This is a genomic window from Bradyrhizobium tropiciagri (assembly GCF_018130545.1).
In the GTDB taxonomy this organism is placed as follows: domain Bacteria; phylum Pseudomonadota; class Alphaproteobacteria; order Rhizobiales; family Xanthobacteraceae; genus Bradyrhizobium; species Bradyrhizobium tropiciagri_A.
Genome location: NZ_JAFCKF010000001.1, coordinates 1,230,058 through 1,250,538, shown reverse-complemented (window position 1 = coordinate 1,250,538; position 20,481 = coordinate 1,230,058). Strand labels below are relative to the sequence as shown.

Genomic DNA, 20,481 nt, shown 5'->3' with positions numbered 1-20,481 from the left:
TCAGTCTCCGAACCGGATACGTGGATCGATCGCCGCATAAAGCATGTCGACGATGAAATTCACCGCGACGACGACCACAGCGATGAACATCACGAGGTTCTGCACGATCGGGTAGTCGCGCCAGCGCAGCGCCTCGACCAGGAAGCGGGCGATGCCGGGGATGTTGAACACGGTCTCGGTCACGATCAGCCCGCCGATCAGGAAGGCGGCTTCGATGCCGATCACGGTGATCACCGGCAGCACGGCGTTCTTCAGCGCGTGGTGGTAGTTCACCGAGGCCTCGGAGGCGCCCTTGGCGCGCGCGGTGCGGATGTAATCCTGGCGCAGGATCTCCAGCATCGAGGAGCGGGTGATGCGCATGGTCAGCGCCGCGCTGCGGAAGCCGACCGCCATCGCCGGCACCGCATAGATGCTGAGCGCCTCGAGCCAGGTCTTCGGGTTCGGATTGAAGATCGGCATGGTGCCGAACAGCGACACCGAGGCCATCAGGATCAACAGGCCGAGCCAGAACGACGGCAGCGACAGCCCGCTGAGGCTGACGACGCGCAGCGCATAATCGAGCTTCGAGCCCTGATGCACGGCACTGATCACGCCGAGCGGAATGCCGATCGAGGCGGAGAACAATAGCGCCAGCCCCGCGAGCCGCGCGGTGATCGGAATCCGCGGCAGGATCTCCTCCAGTGCCGGCTTCTCCGAGACATAGGAATAGCCGAGGTCGCCGTGCAGAAGACCGCCAATCCAGTGCAGATACTGGATCACGATCGGCTGGCTCAGGCCAAGCTCGCGCTCGAGATTGGCCTTGTCGGCGGGATCGACGAAGCCGGCGGCATCGAACAGGATGTCGACGATGTTGCCCGGCACGACGCGCAGCAGCACGAAGATGATGACCGAGATCCCGAACAGGGTCACGAGCATCAGGAACAGCCGCCGCACGATATAGGCAAACACCCTGGCTCTCTCCCTGTCCCGCCCGTATCTGAAAGTTATTTATCCAGCCAGACGTCCTCGTAACGATAGCCGTTATAGGAGCTGTTGGACATGATCGTGACATTCTTCACGTAAGGCTTCCAGCAGGTGCCGGTGCGGGCATGGAAGATGATCGGACGCGCGACGTCCTCCTGCAGCTTCTTGTCGATCTCCCAGACCAGCTTCTTGCGCTTGTCGAGGTTGGTCTCCTCGGATTGCTGGTCGAACAGCTTCTCGATGTCCTTGTTGCAATAGTTGGTGTAATTCCGCTCCGAGCCGCAGGCATAGTTCTCGTAGAACGACTGATCGGGCTCGTCGACGGCGTTGCCGGTGAGGTTGAGGCCGAGCGAATAGTCCTTGCGCGCGATCTTCGGGAACCATTGCGCGGTGTCGACGACGTCGAGTTCGGCGTCGATATAGATGCTCTTGATCTGGTCGATCAGGATGATCGCGGGATCGCGGTAGACCGCGATGTTGCGGGTCGACACCTTGATCTGCAGATGCTTGTCCGGGCCATAGCCCGCCTTCTGCATCAGCTTGCGGGCTTCCTCGCGGTTCTTCTCGACGTCGGGACCGTAACCGGGAATTGATTCCAGCATGTCCTTCGGCATCGCCCACAACCCGTCGGGCGCCGGCTCCATGGTGCCGCCGATGTCGCCCTGGCCCTCGAACATGATTTGGATGAAGGCCTTGCGGTCGAGCGCCAGCGCCAGCGCGCGGCGGATGTCAAGATTGTCGAACGGCGGTGCGGTCGAATTGATGATGATGTTGGTAGAGACGTTGTTCGGTTCCACCACGCAGACCGCCTTGGGGTCCTGCGACTTGACGTCCTTGAGCAAGGGTATCGAGACCTCGGTCGGGAAGGTCATGTCGAACTTGCCCGAAACGAATCCCAGAATCGCCGTCGAGCGGTTCGGGATGATGGTGAATTCGATGCCGTCGAGATAGGGCAGACCCTTCTTGAAGTAATCGGGGTTCTTGGTGAGCTTGATTGATTCGTTGGCCTTGAACTCGACGAACTTGAACGGGCCGGTGCCAATGGGTTTGGTACGCATCTCGGCTGGCGACACATGGCAGGGGTAAACCGGCGAATAGCCCGAGGCGAGCAGGGACAGCAGCGCCGGCTGCGGCCGCTTCAGCTTGAACGACGCCTCATAGTCGCCGTTGGTCGTGACTTCGTCGACCTGCTCGTACCAGGATTTACGCGGGTTCTGCCGGAACTTCTGCGGCGACTTGCCCATCAGCATGTCGAAGGTGCATTTGACGTCGGCTGACGTGAACGGCTTGCCATCGTGCCATTTCACGTCCTTGCGCAGCTTGAAGGTCAGCGTCTTGTTGTCGCCGCTCCAGGCCCAGCTTTCCGCAAGCTCGGGCCGAATCGTGCTGGCGCTGTTCTGCGCGATGTGCTGATCGAAGATGACGAGGTTGTTGAAGATCGGCATGAACGGCACGTTCACCGAATAGGTCGCGCCCTCGTGGATCGAGGCGCTGCCGGGACTGTCGCGGTGATAGATCCTGAAGATGCCGCCGGATTTCGGCTCGGCTGCGCGTGAAATGTCGCTGATCGCTAGCACAGACAACGCCGCAACGGCCAGCGCTTGCACGCTCCGCATGGTCCCCTCCCGCATGTCGGTCTCAATGGCCGATTGGCATCGACGATACCACGGTGAGCCTGTCGGGCAACCAGCGCGGGCCGCGAAGGGATTGGCAATTCGGATGACACCAGTGCATTAAAATTTCCACGGACCGGGAATAATGGCTGTGATCGCCGGGAACTCTGGTTGTTTTGCTATGCAGCGGTGCGTCTCCGCGCGAATTCGATTGCTGATGCCGCAGTGTGCGGCGTGAAGCAGTGCGCAGTCAGCGACAGTTTGTCGCCGATATGGATGAGCGCATCGTAACTCTCCTCGTCATCCTGAGGAGCGCGAAGCGCGTCTCGAAGGATCGACGACCCGACTATGGCCGTGCATCCTTCGAGGCTCGCCCAGCGGCGCAAGCGTGCCGCAAGGCTCGCACCTCAGGATGACGGTATGATGAGAACATTCGCGTGTCACTCAGCCGCCTGCGACGAGGGTGGGCTTACGCTCGCGACGCCATCCGCATCCGTTGCCGAGATCGTGGTGCGGATCATCAGTCGGCCCTCATGTGCCGGCCAGGGACGGCCGCGATGCATGGTGGCGCGGTTGTCCCACATCACGACGTCGCCCTGCTTCCATTGATGCAGATAGCTGACGCCGGGCGCGGTCGCAGCCGCGGTGAGTTGCTCGATCAGCGCCTTGCCGGCCTCGGCATCCATGCCCTCGACGCCATAGGCGTGGGAGGCGAGATACAGCGCGCCGCGGCCGTTGACGGGATTGCGCCACACCATGCGCCAGCACACCGGCGGCAATGCGTCGACTTCCTCAGTCGTTGCAAGCCCGGTTGCGACCTTGCTGCGCGAATGCGCGTAGGAGTGCCAGGCAAACGAGTTCTCCAGACGCTTCGCGACATCCTTGTCGAGCCGCTCGAAGGCCAGTCGCATCGAGACGAACTCGGTCTCGCCGCCATGCTCGGGAATGATGCGCGCCGACAGGATCGAGGTCAGCGCCGGCACGCGCTTGAACGAAGAGTCGGTGTGCCAGAGCTGGTTGGCCTTGGCGCGCAGCTGCTGCCGATGGTCGGATGGAACCACCTTGCCGTCGGGTCCGAAGGTCGAGAGGATCACGAAATGCGAGCCGGTGCCCATCGAGCCGACCTTGGTCGTCTCAGGCGGACCGAAGCGGCGCGAGAAGGCGAGCTGGATGTCGTCGCTGACCTCCTGGCCGCGGAACACCAGCACCGAATGTTCCTCGAACGCGGCGCGCACCGCCGCATAGGCGGCATCGCTAGCAGCCACATCTGACAGCGTGACGCCGCGCAGTTCGGCTCCGAATCCCTCGCGCAGTGGGATCACTTCCATCGGCAAGTCCTCCCTGACTTTTCTTGTTGAGGTAAGGTTAGGGGAAAAGCCCGCCAGCGGCAACGCGGCTCGTGCCGCCTCACCCCATCGCGATCAGATTGTGCCGCGTACGCCGATCGGCGACCTCCATGCGATGGGTGATGAACGCGAACAGCATCCAGCTGGAGTGGAAGGCGACGCCGGCCAGCACCACGACGGTTCCGGGAATCGGACCGATCGAGGCGCGGTCCCAGATCGCGCTCATCTCGGTGAGCGGCAGCGGATGGATCGCGAGCTTGCCGTAATAGGCGATGGCCTGGATCGCGAAGATCCAGCCATAGGTCCGGCGCAGCCGCCGGCCGACCGCACGCGCAAAGCTGATGTGGTAGCTCGGGTGGCGATAGTCGTTGGCGAGCAGCTCAGTCCAGGGCGCATTCGGCGAGGGGTCTTCGCCACGGATCATCGGGGCGTAGAAATCGTTTTCGAGCAACCGGGCGCGGGCGCGCCAGACATTGAAGTAGCGGTAGCGCCGCGCCTCGAACAGCAGGAAGACCGTGACCAGCAGCCCGACCAGCACCATCGGCAACGGCGAGGCCTCGGCGTTGCTATAGGTCGCCGACAGCGCGATCCCGGTCGTGACGACAGCCCAGTTGGTCGAGCTGTCGAGGCGGGTGCGCCAGACCGTGCTGCGGTAGACCTCGCCACGATAGAGATGGGCTAGCGCGCCGATCTCGGCGGCAGTGAATTCGAGCCTTCCGGCCTGCGCCGGCTCCGGCTCGCGCGGCTGGGGCGACGGCATGGCGGCCTCCGGCGAAGCTGGCTTGCAATGGCGGAGCATAACGCCAAATCCGCGCGGCGGGCGAGTCCGTTACGCCGCCCGACTTCCCGGCTGCATGCGCCCGGCCCGCCGCACCGCCAGACTCAGACGATCCGCGAGGTCTTGTTACCCCAGTAGCGATCGCGCAGCAGGCGTTTGTAGAGTTTGCCGGTCGGCAGCCGTGGCAGCTCGGCCTCGAAATCCACCGAGCGCGGCACCTTCTGCCGTGACAGCGCGCTGGCGCAGAACGCGATCAGCTCCTCGGCGAGCTCCGGTCCCGGCGCGATGCCCTCGGCCGGCTGCACCACAGCCTTTACCTCCTCACCGAGATCGACATTGGGCACGCCGAACACCGCGGCGTCGGCGACCTTGGGATGGGTGATCAAGAGGTTCTCGCATTCCTGCGGATAGATGTTCACGCCGCCGGAGATGATCATGAAGGTGGCGCGATCGGTGAGATAGAGGAAGTTGTCATCGTCGACATAGCCGACGTCGCCGACCGTGCTCATAGAGCCGTCCGCCGAACGCGCTTCGCTGGTCTTGGCGGGATCGTTGAAATATTCGAACGGCGTGGCAGTCTTGAACCACACGGTGCCCGGCGTGCCCTTCGGACACGGCTTCATGTTCTCGTCGAGGATATGCAGGTCGCCGAGCAGCACCCTGCCGACGGTGCCGCGATGCGCCAGCCATTCCGCACTGTTGCAGGCGGTGAAGCCGAGGCCCTCGGTCGCGCCGTAATATTCGTGGATGATCGGCCCCCACCATTTGATCATGTCGTCCTTGACCAGCGCCGGGCAGGGCGCCGCGGCATGGATCGCGATCTCGAGCGTCGACAGATCGTAGCGGCTGCGGACCTGCTCGGGCAGCTTGAGCAGGCGCGAGAACATCGTCGGCACCAGCTGGCTGTGGGTGATGCCCCATTGCTCGACCAGCTGGAGATAGCGCTCGGGATCGAAACTCTCCATGATGACGACGGTGCCGCCCATCCGGATCGTGAGATTGACCGCGGCCTGCGGCGCCGAGTGATAGAGCGGCGCCGGCGACAGATAGACCATGCCCTCGCGGTAGTGCCAGAGCTTGGTCAGGAAATCGAACAGCGGCAGGTTTTCCGACGGCGGCTGCTCGGGTAGCGGCCGCACGATGCCCTTGGGCCGGCCGGTGGTGCCGGACGAATAGAGCATTGCGGTGCCGGCATATTCGTCTGCGATCGGCGTTGACGGCAGGCCGGCGGTCGCCTGTTGCAGCCCGACGATGCGCTCGCTCTCGCTGTTGCCGTCAACCACGATGCAGAGCTCGACCTGTGGGCACTCCTTCAGCGCCTCGCGTGCGATGTCGAGCTTCAGCTTCGAGGTGATCAGGATTCGCGACTGGCTGTTGGTCAGGATGTAGGCGAGCTCGCCGGCCGTGAGGTAGGAATTGACGCAGGTGAAGTAGAGGCCGGAGCGTTCACCGGCACCACAGGCCTCGAGGTAGCGGTTGTTGTTCTCCATGAAGATCGAATAATGATCGAGCCGCTTCATGCCGCGGTTGCGGAACAGATGCGCGAGGCGGTTGTTGCGCGCCTCGAGCTCGCGGTAGGTGACGATCTCGCCGGTCCCGGCCATGATGAAGGCGGGCTGCAGCGGGCGCAGGTAAGCGTGCTTGCCGGTGTACATCGAACTTTGTTTCCCCCTCAGCCCTTGCTTTAAGCCGCCATCTCCAGAATCTCGCGAACCTGGGATGGGCCGTCGATCTTGCGCGGATTGCGCGGCACCCAGGGCGTGCGCATCGCACCCGCCGCGATACGGTCGAAATGCTCGGGGCCGACGTGGACCTCCCGCAGGCTGCGCGGCATGCCGAGGTCGCGGATGAAGCGGTCGAGCGCGTCGCCGGCGTCCTCGCCCGCGCAACCCATCGCGGCTGCGACCAGCGCCTGTCGGTCGGCATTGTCGCGCTTGTTCCAGCGCATCACCGCGGGCAGCATCACGCATGAGGTGTAGCCATGCGGCACATCGAACTCGGCGCCGAGCACATAGCCGATGCCATGGCTCGCACCCATCGGCACGCCCGAAGCGAGCGGGCCGGTGGAGAGCCAGGTGCCGATCTGGCAATCCATCCGCGCCGAAATGTCTTTCGAATTGGCCTTCACGCGCGGCAGGCCGGCGGCCAGCATCTCCAGCCCCTTCAGCGCCTGCGCGTCGCCGTAAGGATGCGCCTCGCGCGAGCAGATGCCTTCGACGCAATGATCGACGGCGCGGATGCCGGTCGACAGAAACAGCCATTCCGGCGTGTGCACCGACAATTCCGGATCGAGGATGGTGGCGCGCGGCATCACCAGTGGATGGCGCAGCATTTCCTTCTGCCGCTTGTCCTCGTTGGTGACGCCCGCGATCGAGGAGAATTCGCCGCCGGCGATCGTGGTCGGCACGCTGATCTGCCGCACGACAGGCGGCTTCATCTCGGGCGAGACGCCGCCGCGGGTGCGGATGGTGTCGATGCCGTCGGATGTCGTGACGTTGTTGGCGAGGCAGAGCTGCACCGCCTTGGCGCCGTCGGTGATCGAGCCGCCGCCGATGGTGACGATCAGATCGGCCTTCGCATCACGCGCCTGTTCCGTGGCCGCGATCACGGCGGCACGCGGCGTATGCGCCGGCATCCTGTCGAAGGTGCCGACGCAGCGCGGGCCGAGCGCGCGGCGGACTTTCTCGATCTCGTCGGTATCGCGGTTCAGCGTACCCGACACCATCAGGAAGGCGCGCTGGGCGCCGAGCCGATCCAGTTGCTCGACGATGGCCTCGCACGCGGGCCGCCCGAACACGACTTCATCCATGGCGCCGAATACGACACGGCCTCGGTGCACGCGGCTCTCCTCCCTCAATACGGTCCGCCTTTTCGGCGGTTCTTTGCGGAGAGGTTAGCGGAGGAAATCGGGGCCGTCATCAGGGCTCCTCGGTTGCGCAATCGGCGGCACCGCATCCACTGCCGTCGTCCTGGCGAAAGCCAGGACCCATAACCACCGCATTCGGTGATGAACGGGATGGCGGCCGCAGCGTCGCGCAGCGATTGAGATCTGGGGTAATGGGTCCTGGCTTTCGCCAGGACGACGTCGCGTATGTTGCGTGGCTTGTGGATCATGGATCCGCAATCTCGCGGCCCATTGCGTCCGAGTCTTGTGTCTAGTTGCCCTGCGCCCTCTTCATGGAGCGGGCAGAAGGACGCTCGGACAGATCATGTCGCGAGACAGGGCGCGCCGAGGCCGAGCCGCGCTTACTTCACCGCGGAGAAGCGGCCGTCGAACGAGTTGGTCTGCACGACGGGCGCGGAGCCGGCGAGTTGGGTCGACGACGTCGCGGCCGGTGCGGCTGCGGCGGCGGTCGCCTGCGGCTTCGGCGCGGGCTTGGCGGCCTGCTTCGGCTCCGCCTTCGGAGCGACGCGAACCACCGATTGCGGCTTGGCTTCGGCGACCTTCGGCTTGGCCGGGCTGGCTGCGACCGGAGCCGGCGCGGCCGTCTTGCTGGCGTCGGCGGTGGCGCCACCGATGCCGACCTTGCGGGCAAAGCTGGAGAAGAAGCCTTCCGACTTATCGGACGCGTTGGCCGAAGCGACGCGGGTGTTGGCCGCGGGCGTGGTCGACGACGTCGTCGCGACGACCGGCTCTTCTTGCTGGACCGCGAGATTGGGCCGCGGCGGATTGACCGTGCCGGGGATCGTGCCGGGCGCGCGCGCCAGCGACATCGAGGCCAGCGCCTGGCTGTCGCCGCCTTCGGACAGGCCGGTGTTTCCTTCCGGAATCTTCGAGGCGAAGATCGCGTTCATGCCGCCGTCGATACCGGTGTTGAGGCGCGCCACCGGCGTCCCCTTGGACACCAGCTTGGCCATCTCGGCGTTGTCGCGCTGCTCCTTCTCGCGCACGGCGCTCGCGATCTCCTCGGGGATCACATAGGCCGGGCACTTCGCCGACGCATTGAACACCGGATCGCGCGTGGCGTCAGGCGTCTTCACCGCGTCGAAGACATACTTCTTCTCGCAGAAATCGACCTTTGGCTCCTGCTTCGTCACCTCGAAATGATCATTGCCTTCCTTGATCATCTTCCAGAAAGGCATGTTCGGATTATTGCGGTGCTTGGCCATGTTCACCGGCGTCATCCGGAACGGATAGGCCTGGAACTGGAACGCCTTCTGGCCGCCGAAGAAGGATTCGCGACCGAGCGAGTAGATCTCGGCGATCTGCTCATCGGTCATCGCGTAGCAGCCGCGCGAGGAGCAGTCGCCATGCACCATCAGCTCCGAACCGGTGCGGCCGAGCGATTTGTCGAAAGCGTTGGGATAGCCGGTGTTGAACGAGAGATAGTAGGCCGACTGCGGATTCATCTGGCTCGGGTTGATCGAGTAGAATCCTTCCGGCGCCTGGCGGTCGCCTTCGCGGACCTTGGGGCCGAGGTCGCCCGACCAGCGGCAGATCGGATAGGTCTTGAGCAGCGCGAACTGACCGGAGCGGGTCTGCTTCCAGACCTCGAGCTCGGCCTCCTGCTTGAACAGCCGCACCAGGATCGGCGACTGCATGTCCATGTCCTTCTCGGCCATGGCGGCGACGAGCTTTGGCGGGACCGGCTGGTTGGCCTTGGCGTTCTGGGCGAGCGAGATCTGGTCGCTATCACAACCGGCGAGCATGACGCCCGCGGCGAGAACCGCTGAAGTCAGAAGCGCGCGTACGAGCGTGCGATGAGTCAAGTCCGAGCTCCACACCCACCGGGCGATTTTCGCGACCCCAACACGGCGAATATGCCCTGAAGCCATTGTGTAAAATATTAGCCTTCGACCACCCCTGCTCGCAACCTGAACCGGGGCTGACAGCCTTCACGGTAGCAGGCATGGTTCAAGGAACGTTAAAGACCCGGCTCGGGGCCCAATTGCGGCAAAATTGGTCGATTTGGGCGAAAAATTCGGCCGTTTGGGCGGCTCAGCCCAGCTTGCGGCCGATATCCAGGAACTTCTGGCGCCGCTGTTTGCGAATCGCGTCCGGATCAAGATTTCGTAGGTCGTTGAGCGCCTGGGCGATGGCGTCGCCGGTCGTCGTGATCATCGCGGCGGGGTCGCGATGAGCGCCGCCCGAGGGCTCCTTGAGGATCTGGTCGATCACGCCGAAGCGCAGCATGTCCTGCGCGGTGATCTTCATGCTGTTGGCGGCTTCCTGCGCCTTGCTGCCGTCGCGCCACAGGATCGAGGACGCTGCCTCCGGCGAGATCACGCTGTAGATCGCGTGCTCCATCATCAGCACGCGGTTGGCGGTAGTGATGGCGATGGCTCCGCCCGACATGCCCTCGCCGGTGACGATCGCGACATTGGGCACGCCGAGCGACAGGCAGGCGTCGGTCGAGCGCGCGATCGCCTCGGCCTGGCCGCGTTCCTCGGCGCCGATGCCGGGATAGGCGCCGGCGGAATCGACGATCGACAGCACCGGGATGCCGAAGCGGTCGGCCATCTCCATCAGGCGCACCGCCTTGCGGTAGCCTTCGGGCCGCGCCATGCCGAAATTGTGCTTGATGCGGCTGTCGGTGGTGGCACCTTTCTCCTGGCCGACCACGCAAATGCTCTCGCCGCGGAAGCGGCCGAAGCCGCCGATCAGGGCCTCGTCGTCGGCGAATTTGCGGTCGCCGGCCATCGGCGTGAATTCGGTGATCAGGCCACTGACGAAATCGGTGAAGTGCGGCCGCTGCGGATGCCGCGCTACCAGCGTCTTCTGCCACGGTGTCAGATTGGCATAGAGGTCGGTCAGCGCCTGCGCCGCCTTGTCCTCGATCCGCGCGACCTCGTCGCCGATGTCGCTGCCGCTGGCGGCAAGCGTGCGCAACTCGTCGATCTTGGATTCAAGCTCGGCGACGGGTTTTTCGAAGTCGAGATAGCTGCGCATCGGGTCGGGCATCAACTCAATATAGGGAGGAACAATGCGAGGGGCGAAGCGGTTTCGGCGGTGACAAGAGAAGTTTTGTAACTTCAATCGGTTAACGCGCATTCCAGCGGAATGCACGCTTCGGGATCGCAGGCAGGTGACGCTCTTTCTGCGGAGACGGCGCGGAAGTCAAGGCGGATGAGGTGACGGTATCGATGTCCCGACCCGATCAGGGTGCCCCGGGCTTACTTCTCCGCCAGCGGATGCAGGTCACGGACCAGGCTCTTCAGTCGCTCCTCGACCACATGGGTGTAGATCTGGGTGGTCGAGATATCGGTATGGCCGAGCAGGGTCTGCACGATGCGCAGGTCCGCGCCATTGTGCAGCAGATGGCTGGCAAACGCATGACGCAGCACGTGCGGCGAGACCAGCCGCGGCGCGAGGCCGGAGGCGCTCGCGAGCTCCTTCAGGTCGCGGGCGAAATGCTGCCGGGTCAGATGGCCGCTCTCGCCGGAGGACGGAAACAGCCATTTCGATGCTGCTGCCTTCTTCGCCTTCGGCTGCATCACCTCCATCGCGGCGAGGTAGTCCGCCATCGCCTGGCGCGAGGCATCATTCAGCGGCACCAGCCGCTCCTTGTTGCCCTTGCCGCGGACCACGATCATCCGCGCGTCGCGCCGGGCCGCGGAGACCGGCAGCGATACCAGCTCGGAGACGCGCAGGCCGGTGGCGTAGAGCACTTCGAGCAGGCAATAGAGCCGCAGCGCGCGCAGCCGCTGCGCCGGCGAGACATCGGTCTCGGTCAGCTCCTTCGCCCGCGTCAGCATGCGGTCGACATCGGCGATCGACAGCACCTTGGGCAGGCCGCGGCCGCGCTTCGGCCCGGACAGGATCGCCGCCGGATCGTCGGCTCGGACCCGCTCGTTGAGCAGGAAGCGGTAGAGATGCCGCATCGCCGACAGCCGCCGCGCCACGCTGGTCGACTTGAAGCCCCTGGTATCGAGGTCCGCGAGGTAGCCGCGCAGCGCCTCGGTGTCGGCACTGGTGAAATCGGTGCCGGTATGGGCGAGGTAGTCGGAGAAATCGGTGAGGTCGCGCCGGTAGGCGTCGAGCGTGTTCACGCCTGCGCCCTGTTCCGCGGCGAGCATGTCGAGGAACAACGCGGTCAGTTTGGCGTCGGAGGACTTGATAGGTGGCCTGGCTTGGTGCTTGGCGGGAATCTTGGCTGCTACGGGCATGCCGGAATCATAGCGGCTATTTCTTGAGGAACTTATCCGGCGGGATGGTCACCGTCATTTCCCGTGGTTTCGGCTGCACGTAATTCGCCAGGGCGAAGACGATGCCGTAGCCGATCCCGAAAATCACGGCGACGACCGTCAGGAAGCGGAACAGGCTGGGCATGGAGGCGACTCGGGCGGCGAATTAACCAATGAAATCATCCAACATGTTCCCCGCGCGGTTGCAAGAGTCGCTGGTAACGGTATCGCCGGGGGTAGTATAGGTGGCTCGAATTCCGAACAATTCGTCCCAATATCCGAGCTTTTTGATGTCCGACGCAGCCGTACCGGCGCCCACCCACCCGCCCCTGGAGGCCGATATCGCGGCCGCGCTGGGGACGCGGTCGATCGTGCTGGTCGGCATGATGGGAGCCGGCAAGTCGACCATCGGCCGGCGGATGGCGGCGCGGCTCAAGCTACCCTTCGCCGATGCCGACACCGAGATCGAGGCGGCGGCCCGCATGACGATCCCGGAGATCTTCGAAACCCACGGTGAGCCGTATTTCCGCGACGGCGAGGCGCGGGTGATCGCCCGCATTCTCGACAGCGGCTCGGTCGTGCTGGCGACGGGCGGCGGCGCCTTCATGCGCGAGGAGACCCGCAGCCGGATCCGCGACCGCGCGATCTCGATCTGGCTCAAGGCCGACAGTGATATCATCATGCGCAGGGTCCGCCGCCGCGCCGACCGTCCGCTGCTGCAGACCGCCGATCCGGAGGCGACAGTCAACCGGCTGCTCAGCGAGCGCGAACCGGTCTACAAGAACGCCGATTTGACGATTGCCTCGCGGGACGTGCCGCACGATCGCATCGTCGACGAATGTCTCGCGGCCCTGCATGCACATCTGTGCGGCGTGCGTCCGGCCGACGAGCCGCCACCTGATGGATTGAACGCGACCCCATGACTGCGCCCTTGAAACATTCTGCCTCGGTTACCGTCGATGTCGCGCTCGGCGACCGCGCATATGACATCGTCATCGGCCGCGACGTGCTGGCCTCGCTCGGCGAACGCATCGCAGCGCTGCGGCCCGGGGTGCGCACCGCGATCGTCACCGACCGCACCGTTGCCAAGCACTGGCTCGAGCCGGCCGAGGCGTCGCTCACTGCCGCGGGCGTGCCGACGTCGCGGATCGTCGTCGAGGAGGGCGAGGGCTCGAAGAGCTACGCCACGCTGACGCAGGTCAGCGAGGCGCTGATCGCGGCGAAGATCGAGCGCAACGATCTGGTGATCGCGCTCGGCGGCGGCGTGGTCGGCGATCTCGCCGGCTTCGCGGCCGCGATCCTGCGTCGCGGCGTCGATTTCGTGCAGGTGCCGACCTCGCTGCTGGCGCAAGTCGATTCCTCGGTCGGCGGCAAGACCGGCATCAACTCGCCGCAGGGCAAGAACCTGATCGGTGCCTTCCATCAGCCGGTGCTGGTCATCGCCGATACCTCGGTGCTCGACACGCTGTCGCCGCGCCAGTTCCGCGCCGGCTACGCCGAGGTCGCGAAATACGGCATCCTCGGTGACGAGGCGTTCTTCGCCTGGCTGGAAAAGAACCATGGCGATATCTTCGCCGGCGGCGCCGGTCGCGAGCATGCGATCGCAACCTCCTGCCGCGCCAAGGCCGGCGTCGTGTCCCGTGACGAGCGCGAGACCGGCGAGCGCGCGCTGCTCAATCTCGGCCACACCTTCGGCCATGCGCTGGAAGCCGCGACCGGCTTCTCCGATCGCCTGTTCCACGGCGAGGGCGTCTCGGTCGGCATGGTGCTGGCGGCGGAATTCTCGGCGCAGCTCGGCATGATTTCATCGGACGATGCGGCCCGCATCGCACGTCATCTTTCCGCGGTAGGGTTGCCGACGCGCCTGCAGGATATCGCAGGGTTCAAGCAGGAAGGCCTTGCCGATGCCGACGCATTGCTGGCGCTGATGGCGCAGGACAAGAAGGTCAAGCGCGGCAAGCTCACCTTCATCCTGCTCGAGGCGGTCGGCCGCGCCGTGATTGCCAACAATGTCGAGCCGCAGCCGGTGCGCGACTTCCTGCAAGCCAAGCTCAAGGCCTGAAGCCACGGATCATTTCAGTGGGATGGTTGACCTTCTCGATCGTGCTGCTCTGTCTGCTCGTCTCCGCCTTCTTCTCGGCGAGTGAGACGGCGCTGACCGGTGCCTCGCGCGCCAGCATGTTGCGGCTGTCGAAGCAGGGCAACAGCGAGGCCACGGTGGTCTCGAGCCTGATGGCGATGCGCGAGCGGATGATCGGCGCGCTGCTGCTCGGCAACAACATCGCCAATATCGGCGCCTCGGCGCTCGCCACCGGCATCTTCACCGCCTGGTTCGGCGATGTCGGCGTGCTCTATGCCACCGGTGTGATGACGGTGTTGGTGGTGATCTTCGCCGAAGTGCTGCCCAAGACCGTCGCCATCAATGCGCCGGACCGGCTGTCGCTGCTGGTGGCCCGGCCGATGCGGTTGACGGTGTTCGTGCTCGGGCCGCTTCTCACCATCATCGAATGGATCGTGCGCGTCCTGATGCGGCTGCTTGGCATCAAGATCGGCGCGCATCAGGCCATCCTGTCGCCGACCGAGCGTCTGCGCGGCGCGGTCGACCTGCTGCATCACGAAGGCAAGGTCGAGAAGCAGGATCGCGACATGCTCGGCGGCCTGCTCGACCTCAGCGAGCTGCAGGTCTCCGACGTGATGGTCCATCGCACCGAGATGACCATGGTCAACGCCGACCTGCCGCCCGAGGAACTGGTGCGCGAGGTGCTGGCCAGCGAGTACACCCGCATCCCGCTGTGGCGCGAGAAGCCGGAGAACATCGTCGGCGTGCTGCATGCCAAGGATCTGCTGCGCGCGATCCGCGCCAATGAGGGTGACATGTCCGCGATCGATGCCTCCGCGATCGCGCTACCGCCCTGGTTCGTGCCGGAGATGCGCCCGGTCTCCGAGCAGCTGAAGGCGTTCCGCCGCCGCAAGACCCACTTCGCCCTCGTGGTCGACGAGTATGGCGAGGTCGAAGGCATGGTGACGCTGGAGGACATCCTGGAGGAGATCGTCGGCGACATCTCCGACGAGCACGATGTCGTCGTCGCCGGTGTCCGTGCCCAGCCGGACGGCTCGGTCGTGGTCGACGGCTCGGTGCCGATCCGCGATCTCAACCGCGCGATGGACTGGCGTCTGCCGGACGAGGAGGCGACCACAGTCGCTGGCCTCGTGATTCATGAAGCGCGCTCGATCCCGGAGCGCGGCCAGAGCTTCACCTTCCACGGCTTCCGTTTCCGCGTGCTCCGCCGCGAGCGCAACCGCATCACCGCGCTGCGCATCGTCGCCGTGCCGCGCGAGGCCGCCGAGCTCGAGAAGCCGAAGCGGGCGGGGACGGCGTTCTAGTTCGTGCTGCGCAGTCTATCACCGTCAACCCCCGCGCAACGGCTTCGCCGTTGTCGCTGGAGGAGCCGCGAAGCGGCGTCTCGAAGGGTCGACGGCCCGGTCGGTGGCCGTGCATCCTTCGAGACGCGCGCGATGCGCGCTCCTCAGGATGACGGATCAGGAAGCGGTATGGGTCTGCCTACTCGATATCGATCGAAATGCCCGACAGCTTCCATGCGCCGTCGGAGGGGATGAAGCCGAGCTGGTACTTCACCTGCTTGGGCGTGGTGTCGAAATGGCCCTTCAGCCGCAACACGCCCTTGTCGTCGATCTTGGCGTCCTCATCGAGCACGATCGGCTTCGCCACCACGGCGTCGAACACCGCGTGCTTGTCGACCAGATCCTTGAAGATGGTCTTCAGCTTGTCGGGCGGAAACTGGTCGCGGAACGGTTTTGAGATCTTGGCGTGGAACACGGTGAAGTTGTTGGCGGCCACCGCATCGTTGAGCGACACCAGAATGCTCTTGATCAGCACCTCCTGGACGAACGGGCTCGGCATATCCAGCGCCGCGGCCGGGCGCATCGCGCAGATCAGGAGCAGGCCGGCGGCGGTGACGATCGAGCGGAGACGTGGCCGGCAAGGGATCATCAATGGCCCCATATCATGCGTGGCGATGCGACCCGTAGTTTCCCTGCTCACATCTGGAGCAGGTCATCGCCGGAGGTATCATCCTCATAAAGGAAAACCACTGCGTCGTCTTGCGGCAAGCGCGAGCTAGCGCGGCTTTTCCCCGGGGCCGTGGGCATGGATCGCCAGCGCATGCACCGAGCCGGCGAGTTCCTGCGCCAGCGTCGCATTTATCATGCGATGGCGTTCGATCCGGCTCTTCCCTTCGAAGGCCGGAGACACAATATATAGCCTGAAATGTGTCTCCCCGCCTGGCCTGTGGCCGGCGTGGCCTTCATGCAGATGTGACTCATCGACCACGTCGAGGCTTTCCGGCAAGAAAGCTTCACGCAACTTGTTTATGATAGCGTCTTTGGTGCTCATGGCGGCGGAGTTAGGTTCGCTACGGCTTTTCGTCAATGGTGTTAGCGGGAAACGAGGTCTGCGCAATGTCAAGACTTGAAGATTTGTGCATTGCGTAGTCAAAGAGAACATGCCGATCGATTCATCAAAATTCTTCGACTCCATTCGCATCAAGCCGACCAAGGTGAGTGCGAAGCGCCAGGCGCAAGCCGGCGAGCAGGCGGTTGCCTGCGAGTGGGCGGGTTGCCAGAACAAGGGCGCGCACCGCGCCCCGAAGGGCCGCGAGAATTCGCGTGAGTATTGGCACTTCTGCCTCGATCACGTCCGCGAGTACAACCAGTCCTACAATTTCTTCCAGGGCATGAATCCCGACGATGTCGCGCGCTACCAGAAGGACGCGCTGACCGGTCATCGTCCGACCTGGAAGATGGGCGCCAACAACGGCAAGAAGGAGAGCGGTCTCGATGCCGCCTCCGATCCGTTCCACGTGTTCTCCGAACTCAACGGTCGCGGCCGCTGGCGGCCCGGACCGGGCGGCGCGGAGCCGAAGCCCGAGACGCGCAAGGTCATGAATGCCGAGCGCAAGGCGCTGCTGGTGATGGGGCTCGGCGCCGGAGCGACGCTGGAAGACGTCAAGGCGAAGTACAAGGCGCTGGTCAAGCAGCACCATCCCGACGCCAATGGCGGCGACCGCTCCACCGAGGATCGCCTGATCGAGATCATCAAGGCGTATAATTATCTGAAGACCGTGGTGCGCGAGGCCTGAACTCTCGCCTCCGTCGCCCCTGCGAAAGCAGGGGGCTATAACCACCGCCGGTCATTGTCTGCACAGGATGTTTGCCCGACTGCCCTATTGAAGGGCCGCGGCGTATGGGTCCCTGCTTTCGCGGGGACGACGGCGGAATTTGTGGCTCCGCCGTCGGATGATTTCTGCTGTCTCAACCCTTCGGCACCGCGCCGACATAGGATGAACTCGGCCGGATCAGGCGGCCGGTGCGGCGCTGCTCCAGCGCGTGCGCGGTCCAACCGGCGGCGCGGGCCACCGCGAAGATCGGCGTGAAGGCTTGCCGCGGAATTTCCAGCCCATCGAGCAGGATCGCGGTGAAGAACTCGACATTGGTCTCCAGCGGCCGCTCCGGATTCTTCTTCCGCAGCGCCTGGCGGATATAGGCCTCGACCTCTGCGGCAAACGGCAGGTCGGCGCCGTTGGCCTCAAGGCGCTCGATCGCAACCTTCAGCACGTCGGCGCGCGGGTCGCGCACGCGATAGACGCGGTGGCCGAATCCCATCAGCCGTTCGCCATGCGCCAGCGCGCCGTCGACCCAGGGCTTGATCCGCTCGCTTGTGCCGATCGCATCCAGCATCTCAAGCACCGGTTCGGGCGCGCCGCCATGCAGCGGGCCGGTCAGCGCGCAATAGCCGCCGGTGATGGCCGCGAACAGATCGGCCTGGGTCGAGGCGATCACCCGCGTGGTGAAGGTCGACGCATTCATGCCGTGATCGCAGACGGTGACGAAGTAAGCGTCGAGGGCTGTGACCTCGCGCGGCTCGACCTTGCCGCCCCGCAGCATCCGCAGCGTGTCGGCAGCGTGGCTGGCATTCGGGTCCGGCGCGATCGGATCGTGCCCCTTGGCGTGCTGGACCAGCGCACCGGCGATCACCGGGAAGGCACCGACGATGGTCGCCTCATGCTCCAGCCCGTTCTCGCCGCGCAGGCCAGCGATCGCGGCGCGGAAGCCGTCGACGATCGACATGCCGCGCGTCGCCGGCAGCAGGTCCGGCAGGCGGGCGAAGGCGCGGTCGCGGGCGGCGCCGAGGCTGGCGCGGACATTGGCTTCGCTCAGCGACTTGCCGGTGGCGCCGTTCCACAGCCGCGCCGTGACGGCTTCGAAGCTCGACTTGCCGGCGAGGCTCGCGACGTGCTCGCCGGCGATGATCAACTCGCCGCGCTCGCCGTCGACATGGCTCAACACGGTCTCGGCGGCGGGAACGCCGTCCAGACCGATCTGGCTCTTGGTGAGAATCATATTCATGGCCCGATCTCCTTGCTTGATCCCTTCAAGGTCGGGCCTCTGGACGAGTTGATCAATCTTGATTATATAAATCAATATGAAAAAATCCGCCGAGCTGTACCTCTCCGCCCGGGAGGCGGCCGCCGAGCTCGCGATCTCGCCGGCGACCCTCTACGCCTATGTCAGCCGCGGCCTGATCCGCTCCGAGCCGTCGCCGGATTCGCGCAGTCACCGCTACCGTGCCGAGGACATCAGGGGCTTGAAAGAGCGCCGCGCGCCGTCGCCGGAGCCCCGCGGCTTCCGCAATTTCGATGCCGATTTGCCGGTGATGGATTCGGCGATCGCAACCATCACCGAGCAAGGCCCGATCTATCGCGGCGTGAACTGCGTCGATCTTGCCGAGCGGGATACGCTGGAGCACACCGCGACGCTGCTGTGGGATGTCACCGACGTCGATCCGTTTGCCGCCGACAATACGCCACACGTCTCCGACGAGATGCGCCTGATCGCCGAGGCCGCGCGGCGCGCCCAGCCGATCGACCGCACCGTCGCGGTGCTGGCGCTGGCGGCAAGCGCCGATCCCGGCGCCTTCACCCGCGCGCCTGACGGCCGCGCGATGGTCGGTGGCCGCATCTTGCGGCTGCTGGTCGCGACCATGCTCAACGCTGCGCCGTCGGCCGAGCCGCTGCATCAGCAGGTGGCGCGGGTCTGGGTGCCCGATAACAAGCACGCGCCGGATCTTATTCGCCGCGCACTGGTGCTGCTCGCCGATCATGAATTGAACGCCTCGACCTTCACAACGCGCTGCGCGGCATCGACCGGGCTCAATCTGTATGACGCCGTGATCGCAGGTCTCGTCGCGCTGAAGGGCCCGATGCATGGCGGCGCCGGCGTGCTCGCCTCGCGCCTGGTCAGGACAATGATCGACAACGACGTCGCGCCGGTCGTTCGCGAGCGGGTCGCGCTCGGCGAGCGCTTCGCGGGCTTCGGGCACGGCGTCTACAAGAAGGGCGATCCGCGCGCGATCTCGCTGCTCGAGGCGCTGACTCGGGCCGGCGCGCCGCGCAAATTCACCAGGGAAGTGCCGGAGCGGATCGCAGAGGCGACCGGCGAATTCGTCAATATCGATTACGCGCTGGCGGTGCTCGTGCATGCGCTGCGGATGCCGGCAGGCAGCGAGCTCGCGCTGTTTGCGATGGCCCGCAGTGTCGGCTGGATCGCGCATGCCAGCGAGCAGCTTGCGCTCGGCAAGCTGATCAGGCCCCGCGCGCGCTATGTCGGTCCGGCACCGGGCAGGGCCGGTTCAACCAACAGCATCTAGAGCATGATCCGGAAAAGTGGAGGCCGGTTTTCCGAGGAGATCATGCTCAAATAAAAGCTATTCTGCCGGCTTGGACGGTTCGATCAGGCCGCCGCCATGACGCCGGCGGATGGTCCAGACCGCGAGCGCCAGGATCACGGCGCCACCCGCGACCGCAAACATCCACAGATGCTTGCCGACATGCTCATGATGCGGCAGCCCGGCATAGTCATGCAGCGCGGTGACCGCGAGCACGCCGGGCAGCACATGCGCCGGCGCCCAGAGCAGGATCGCGGGGATGTTGACCGCGTAGAAGCGCACCGGCGGCATGTCGAGCGCGCCGGCGGTGATCGGCACGAAGGCGCGAATCGGCGGCACGAAGCGGGCGAAGAACACCGCGAGCACGCCCCAGCGGTTGAAGAAGGCCTCGCTCTGCGCGACCACCCGCGGGTAGTTGGAGAGCGGCCAGGCGGAGAGGATCTCGCGCTGGCTGCGGTGGCCAATCATGTAGGCGGTGCCGTCGCCGAGCATGGCGCCGCAGGCCGCGGCGGCCAGCACCGGCACCAGCTTCAATTCGCCGCCCGGCACCAGCGCGCTCAACGCCAGGATGATGGTCGAACCCGGCACCAGGGAGCCCACCACCGGGACGGCTTCCAGCAGGGCGGCCAGAAACAGCGTCAGATAGGCGAGCCAAGCATGGGCCGAGACGAAGGCGATCAGGGGGTCAAGGAATGAAGTCACAAAAATCCCATGCGGCGGTGGTAAAACCGGTTCGAGAGCTAACAACTCCCCGCCGGGCTGAAAAGTGCCCGGCCGGGCAGGCCGCCGTGGCGCTGCGGCGAAAGTACGGCGGGATTTGCAGGGCAGCCTTCCAAAAATCGAGTTTCGCTCCTATCTTTATGATAGACCAATGAAACTTTGATTTGCCCGCGGGCTTCTGCCAGCCGATGC

19 protein-coding genes and 1 pseudogene are annotated in these 20,481 nt (G+C 65.0%); 5 read left to right on the top strand and 15 right to left on the bottom strand.

The window, feature by feature from the left end:
- The 11 genes and pseudogenes from JQ616_RS06010 to JQ616_RS05965 all read right to left on the bottom strand — a co-directional run bounded on the left by JQ616_RS06010 (position 1) and on the right by JQ616_RS05965 (position 11,970).
- Positions 1-948 (bottom strand): ABC transporter permease, encoded by a 948-nt coding sequence (locus JQ616_RS06010; protein WP_212012935.1) that lies wholly within the window; start codon positions 946-948, stop codon positions 1-3.
- A 35-nt stretch (positions 949-983) separates the two neighbouring features.
- Complete coding sequence (locus JQ616_RS06005) at positions 984-2,579, bottom strand: ABC transporter substrate-binding protein (protein WP_212012934.1); 1,596 nt, start codon at positions 2,577-2,579, stop codon at positions 984-986.
- A gap of 437 nt (positions 2,580-3,016) precedes the next feature.
- Positions 3,017-3,904, bottom strand: a complete 888-nt coding sequence (locus JQ616_RS06000) for a TauD/TfdA dioxygenase family protein (protein WP_212012933.1) — start codon at positions 3,902-3,904, stop codon at positions 3,017-3,019.
- Positions 3,905-3,983: 79 nt separating this feature from the next.
- Positions 3,984-4,682: a DUF2270 domain-containing protein gene (locus JQ616_RS05995; protein ID WP_249136411.1), complete on the bottom strand. Its 699-nt coding sequence runs from the start codon at positions 4,680-4,682 to the stop codon at positions 3,984-3,986.
- Between the two features lie 122 nt (positions 4,683-4,804).
- Positions 4,805-6,355 (bottom strand): AMP-binding protein, encoded by a 1,551-nt coding sequence (locus JQ616_RS05990; RefSeq protein WP_212012930.1) that lies wholly within the window; start codon positions 6,353-6,355, stop codon positions 4,805-4,807.
- A 29-nt stretch (positions 6,356-6,384) separates the two neighbouring features.
- Positions 6,385-7,539 (bottom strand): iron-containing alcohol dehydrogenase, encoded by a 1,155-nt coding sequence (locus JQ616_RS05985; RefSeq protein WP_212012928.1) that lies wholly within the window; start codon positions 7,537-7,539, stop codon positions 6,385-6,387.
- Between the two features lie 407 nt (positions 7,540-7,946).
- Complete coding sequence (locus JQ616_RS39870) at positions 7,947-8,120, bottom strand: hypothetical protein (RefSeq protein WP_433995947.1); 174 nt, start codon at positions 8,118-8,120, stop codon at positions 7,947-7,949.
- A 780-nt stretch (positions 8,121-8,900) separates the two neighbouring features.
- Positions 8,901-9,242, bottom strand: a pseudogene (locus JQ616_RS39865) (L,D-transpeptidase family protein); the annotation flags it as partial.
- 397 nt (positions 9,243-9,639) lie between these two features.
- Complete coding sequence (locus tag JQ616_RS05975) at positions 9,640-10,602, bottom strand: acetyl-CoA carboxylase carboxyltransferase subunit alpha (RefSeq protein ID WP_212012924.1); 963 nt, start codon at positions 10,600-10,602, stop codon at positions 9,640-9,642.
- Positions 10,603-10,814: 212 nt separating this feature from the next.
- Positions 10,815-11,807: a site-specific tyrosine recombinase XerD gene (xerD, locus tag JQ616_RS05970; RefSeq protein WP_212012922.1), complete on the bottom strand. Its 993-nt coding sequence runs from the start codon at positions 11,805-11,807 to the stop codon at positions 10,815-10,817.
- Between the two features lie 16 nt (positions 11,808-11,823).
- Positions 11,824-11,970, bottom strand: a complete 147-nt coding sequence (locus JQ616_RS05965; RefSeq protein WP_076864023.1) for a histidine kinase — start codon at positions 11,968-11,970, stop codon at positions 11,824-11,826.
- 145 nt (positions 11,971-12,115) lie between these two features.
- Here JQ616_RS05965 and JQ616_RS05960 point away from each other — a divergent pair, with 145 nt between their 5' ends.
- From JQ616_RS05960 to JQ616_RS05950, 3 genes are read left to right on the top strand one after another with little or no spacing between them, the layout of a single operon-like run.
- Positions 12,116-12,748 (top strand): shikimate kinase, encoded by a 633-nt coding sequence (locus JQ616_RS05960; protein ID WP_212012921.1) that lies wholly within the window; start codon positions 12,116-12,118, stop codon positions 12,746-12,748.
- On the top strand, positions 12,745-13,887 hold the full coding sequence (aroB, locus tag JQ616_RS05955) for a 3-dehydroquinate synthase (protein WP_212012920.1): 1,143 nt from the start codon (positions 12,745-12,747) through the stop codon (positions 13,885-13,887). Before JQ616_RS05960 ends, aroB begins: the two co-directional genes overlap by 4 nt.
- Before the next feature lie 17 nt (positions 13,888-13,904).
- Positions 13,905-15,209 carry an HlyC/CorC family transporter gene (locus JQ616_RS05950; RefSeq protein ID WP_212012919.1) on the top strand — a complete coding sequence of 435 codons (1,305 nt, stop codon included), beginning with the start codon at positions 13,905-13,907 and terminating at the stop codon, positions 15,207-15,209.
- A gap of 178 nt (positions 15,210-15,387) precedes the next feature.
- Here the strand turns inward: JQ616_RS05950 and JQ616_RS05945 are convergent, their stop codons facing one another.
- Together JQ616_RS05945 and JQ616_RS05940 are read right to left on the bottom strand one after the other, a co-directional pair.
- Positions 15,388-15,837, bottom strand: coding sequence for a hypothetical protein (locus JQ616_RS05945; RefSeq protein WP_212012918.1), 450 nt, complete (start codon positions 15,835-15,837; stop codon positions 15,388-15,390).
- Positions 15,838-15,963: 126 nt separating this feature from the next.
- Positions 15,964-16,239, bottom strand: coding sequence for a BolA family protein (locus tag JQ616_RS05940; RefSeq protein ID WP_207834542.1), 276 nt, complete (start codon positions 16,237-16,239; stop codon positions 15,964-15,966).
- 109 nt (positions 16,240-16,348) lie between these two features.
- On the opposite strand from JQ616_RS05940, the gene JQ616_RS05935 reads away from it, so the two are divergent.
- Entirely contained in the window at positions 16,349-16,984 is a 636-nt protein-coding gene (locus JQ616_RS05935; RefSeq protein WP_212012917.1) for a J domain-containing protein, read from the top strand.
- 172 nt (positions 16,985-17,156) lie between these two features.
- Here JQ616_RS05935 and JQ616_RS05930 read toward each other — a convergent pair whose 3' ends face one another.
- Positions 17,157-18,251 carry a citrate synthase/methylcitrate synthase gene (locus tag JQ616_RS05930; protein WP_212012915.1) on the bottom strand — a complete coding sequence of 365 codons (1,095 nt, stop codon included), beginning with the start codon at positions 18,249-18,251 and terminating at the stop codon, positions 17,157-17,159.
- A gap of 76 nt (positions 18,252-18,327) precedes the next feature.
- Here JQ616_RS05930 and JQ616_RS05925 point away from each other — a divergent pair, with 76 nt between their 5' ends.
- A complete protein-coding gene (locus tag JQ616_RS05925) occupies positions 18,328-19,551 on the top strand; it encodes a citrate/2-methylcitrate synthase (RefSeq protein ID WP_212012913.1) in 1,224 nt (407 codons plus the stop codon).
- A gap of 57 nt (positions 19,552-19,608) precedes the next feature.
- On the opposite strand, the gene JQ616_RS05920 is transcribed toward JQ616_RS05925, so the two are convergent.
- Positions 19,609-20,271, bottom strand: coding sequence for a DedA family protein (locus JQ616_RS05920; protein WP_212012911.1), 663 nt, complete (start codon positions 20,269-20,271; stop codon positions 19,609-19,611).
- Between the last annotated feature and the right edge of the window lie 210 nt (positions 20,272-20,481).

Excerpts from the sequence above, each read along its gene's own strand:
- JQ616_RS06005 (WP_212012934.1), bottom strand. The coding sequence starts at position 2,579 with ATGCGGAGCGTGCAAGCGCTGGCCGTTGCGGCGTTGTCTGTGCTAGCG.
- JQ616_RS06000 (WP_212012933.1), bottom strand. The coding sequence starts at position 3,904 with ATGGAAGTGATCCCACTGCGCGAGGGATTCGGAGCCGAACTGCGCGGC.
- JQ616_RS05995 (WP_249136411.1), bottom strand. The coding sequence starts at position 4,682 with ATGCCGTCGCCCCAGCCGCGCGAGCCGGAGCCGGCGCAGGCCGGAAGG.
- JQ616_RS05990 (WP_212012930.1), bottom strand. The coding sequence starts at position 6,355 with ATGTACACCGGCAAGCACGCTTACCTGCGCCCGCTGCAGCCCGCCTTC.
- JQ616_RS05975 (WP_212012924.1), bottom strand. The coding sequence starts at position 10,602 with ATGCCCGACCCGATGCGCAGCTATCTCGACTTCGAAAAACCCGTCGCC.
- xerD (WP_212012922.1), bottom strand. The coding sequence starts at position 11,807 with ATGCCCGTAGCAGCCAAGATTCCCGCCAAGCACCAAGCCAGGCCACCT.
- JQ616_RS05965 (WP_076864023.1), bottom strand. The coding sequence starts at position 11,970 with ATGCCCAGCCTGTTCCGCTTCCTGACGGTCGTCGCCGTGATTTTCGGG.
- JQ616_RS05960 (WP_212012921.1), top strand. The coding sequence starts at position 12,116 with ATGTCCGACGCAGCCGTACCGGCGCCCACCCACCCGCCCCTGGAGGCC.
- aroB (WP_212012920.1), top strand. The coding sequence starts at position 12,745 with ATGACTGCGCCCTTGAAACATTCTGCCTCGGTTACCGTCGATGTCGCG.
- JQ616_RS05945 (WP_212012918.1), bottom strand. The coding sequence starts at position 15,837 with ATGATCCCTTGCCGGCCACGTCTCCGCTCGATCGTCACCGCCGCCGGC.
- JQ616_RS05940 (WP_207834542.1), bottom strand. The coding sequence starts at position 16,239 with ATGAGCACCAAAGACGCTATCATAAACAAGTTGCGTGAAGCTTTCTTG.
- JQ616_RS05935 (WP_212012917.1), top strand. The coding sequence starts at position 16,349 with ATGCCGATCGATTCATCAAAATTCTTCGACTCCATTCGCATCAAGCCG.
- JQ616_RS05930 (WP_212012915.1), bottom strand. The coding sequence starts at position 18,251 with ATGAATATGATTCTCACCAAGAGCCAGATCGGTCTGGACGGCGTTCCC.
- JQ616_RS05925 (WP_212012913.1), top strand. The coding sequence starts at position 18,328 with ATGAAAAAATCCGCCGAGCTGTACCTCTCCGCCCGGGAGGCGGCCGCC.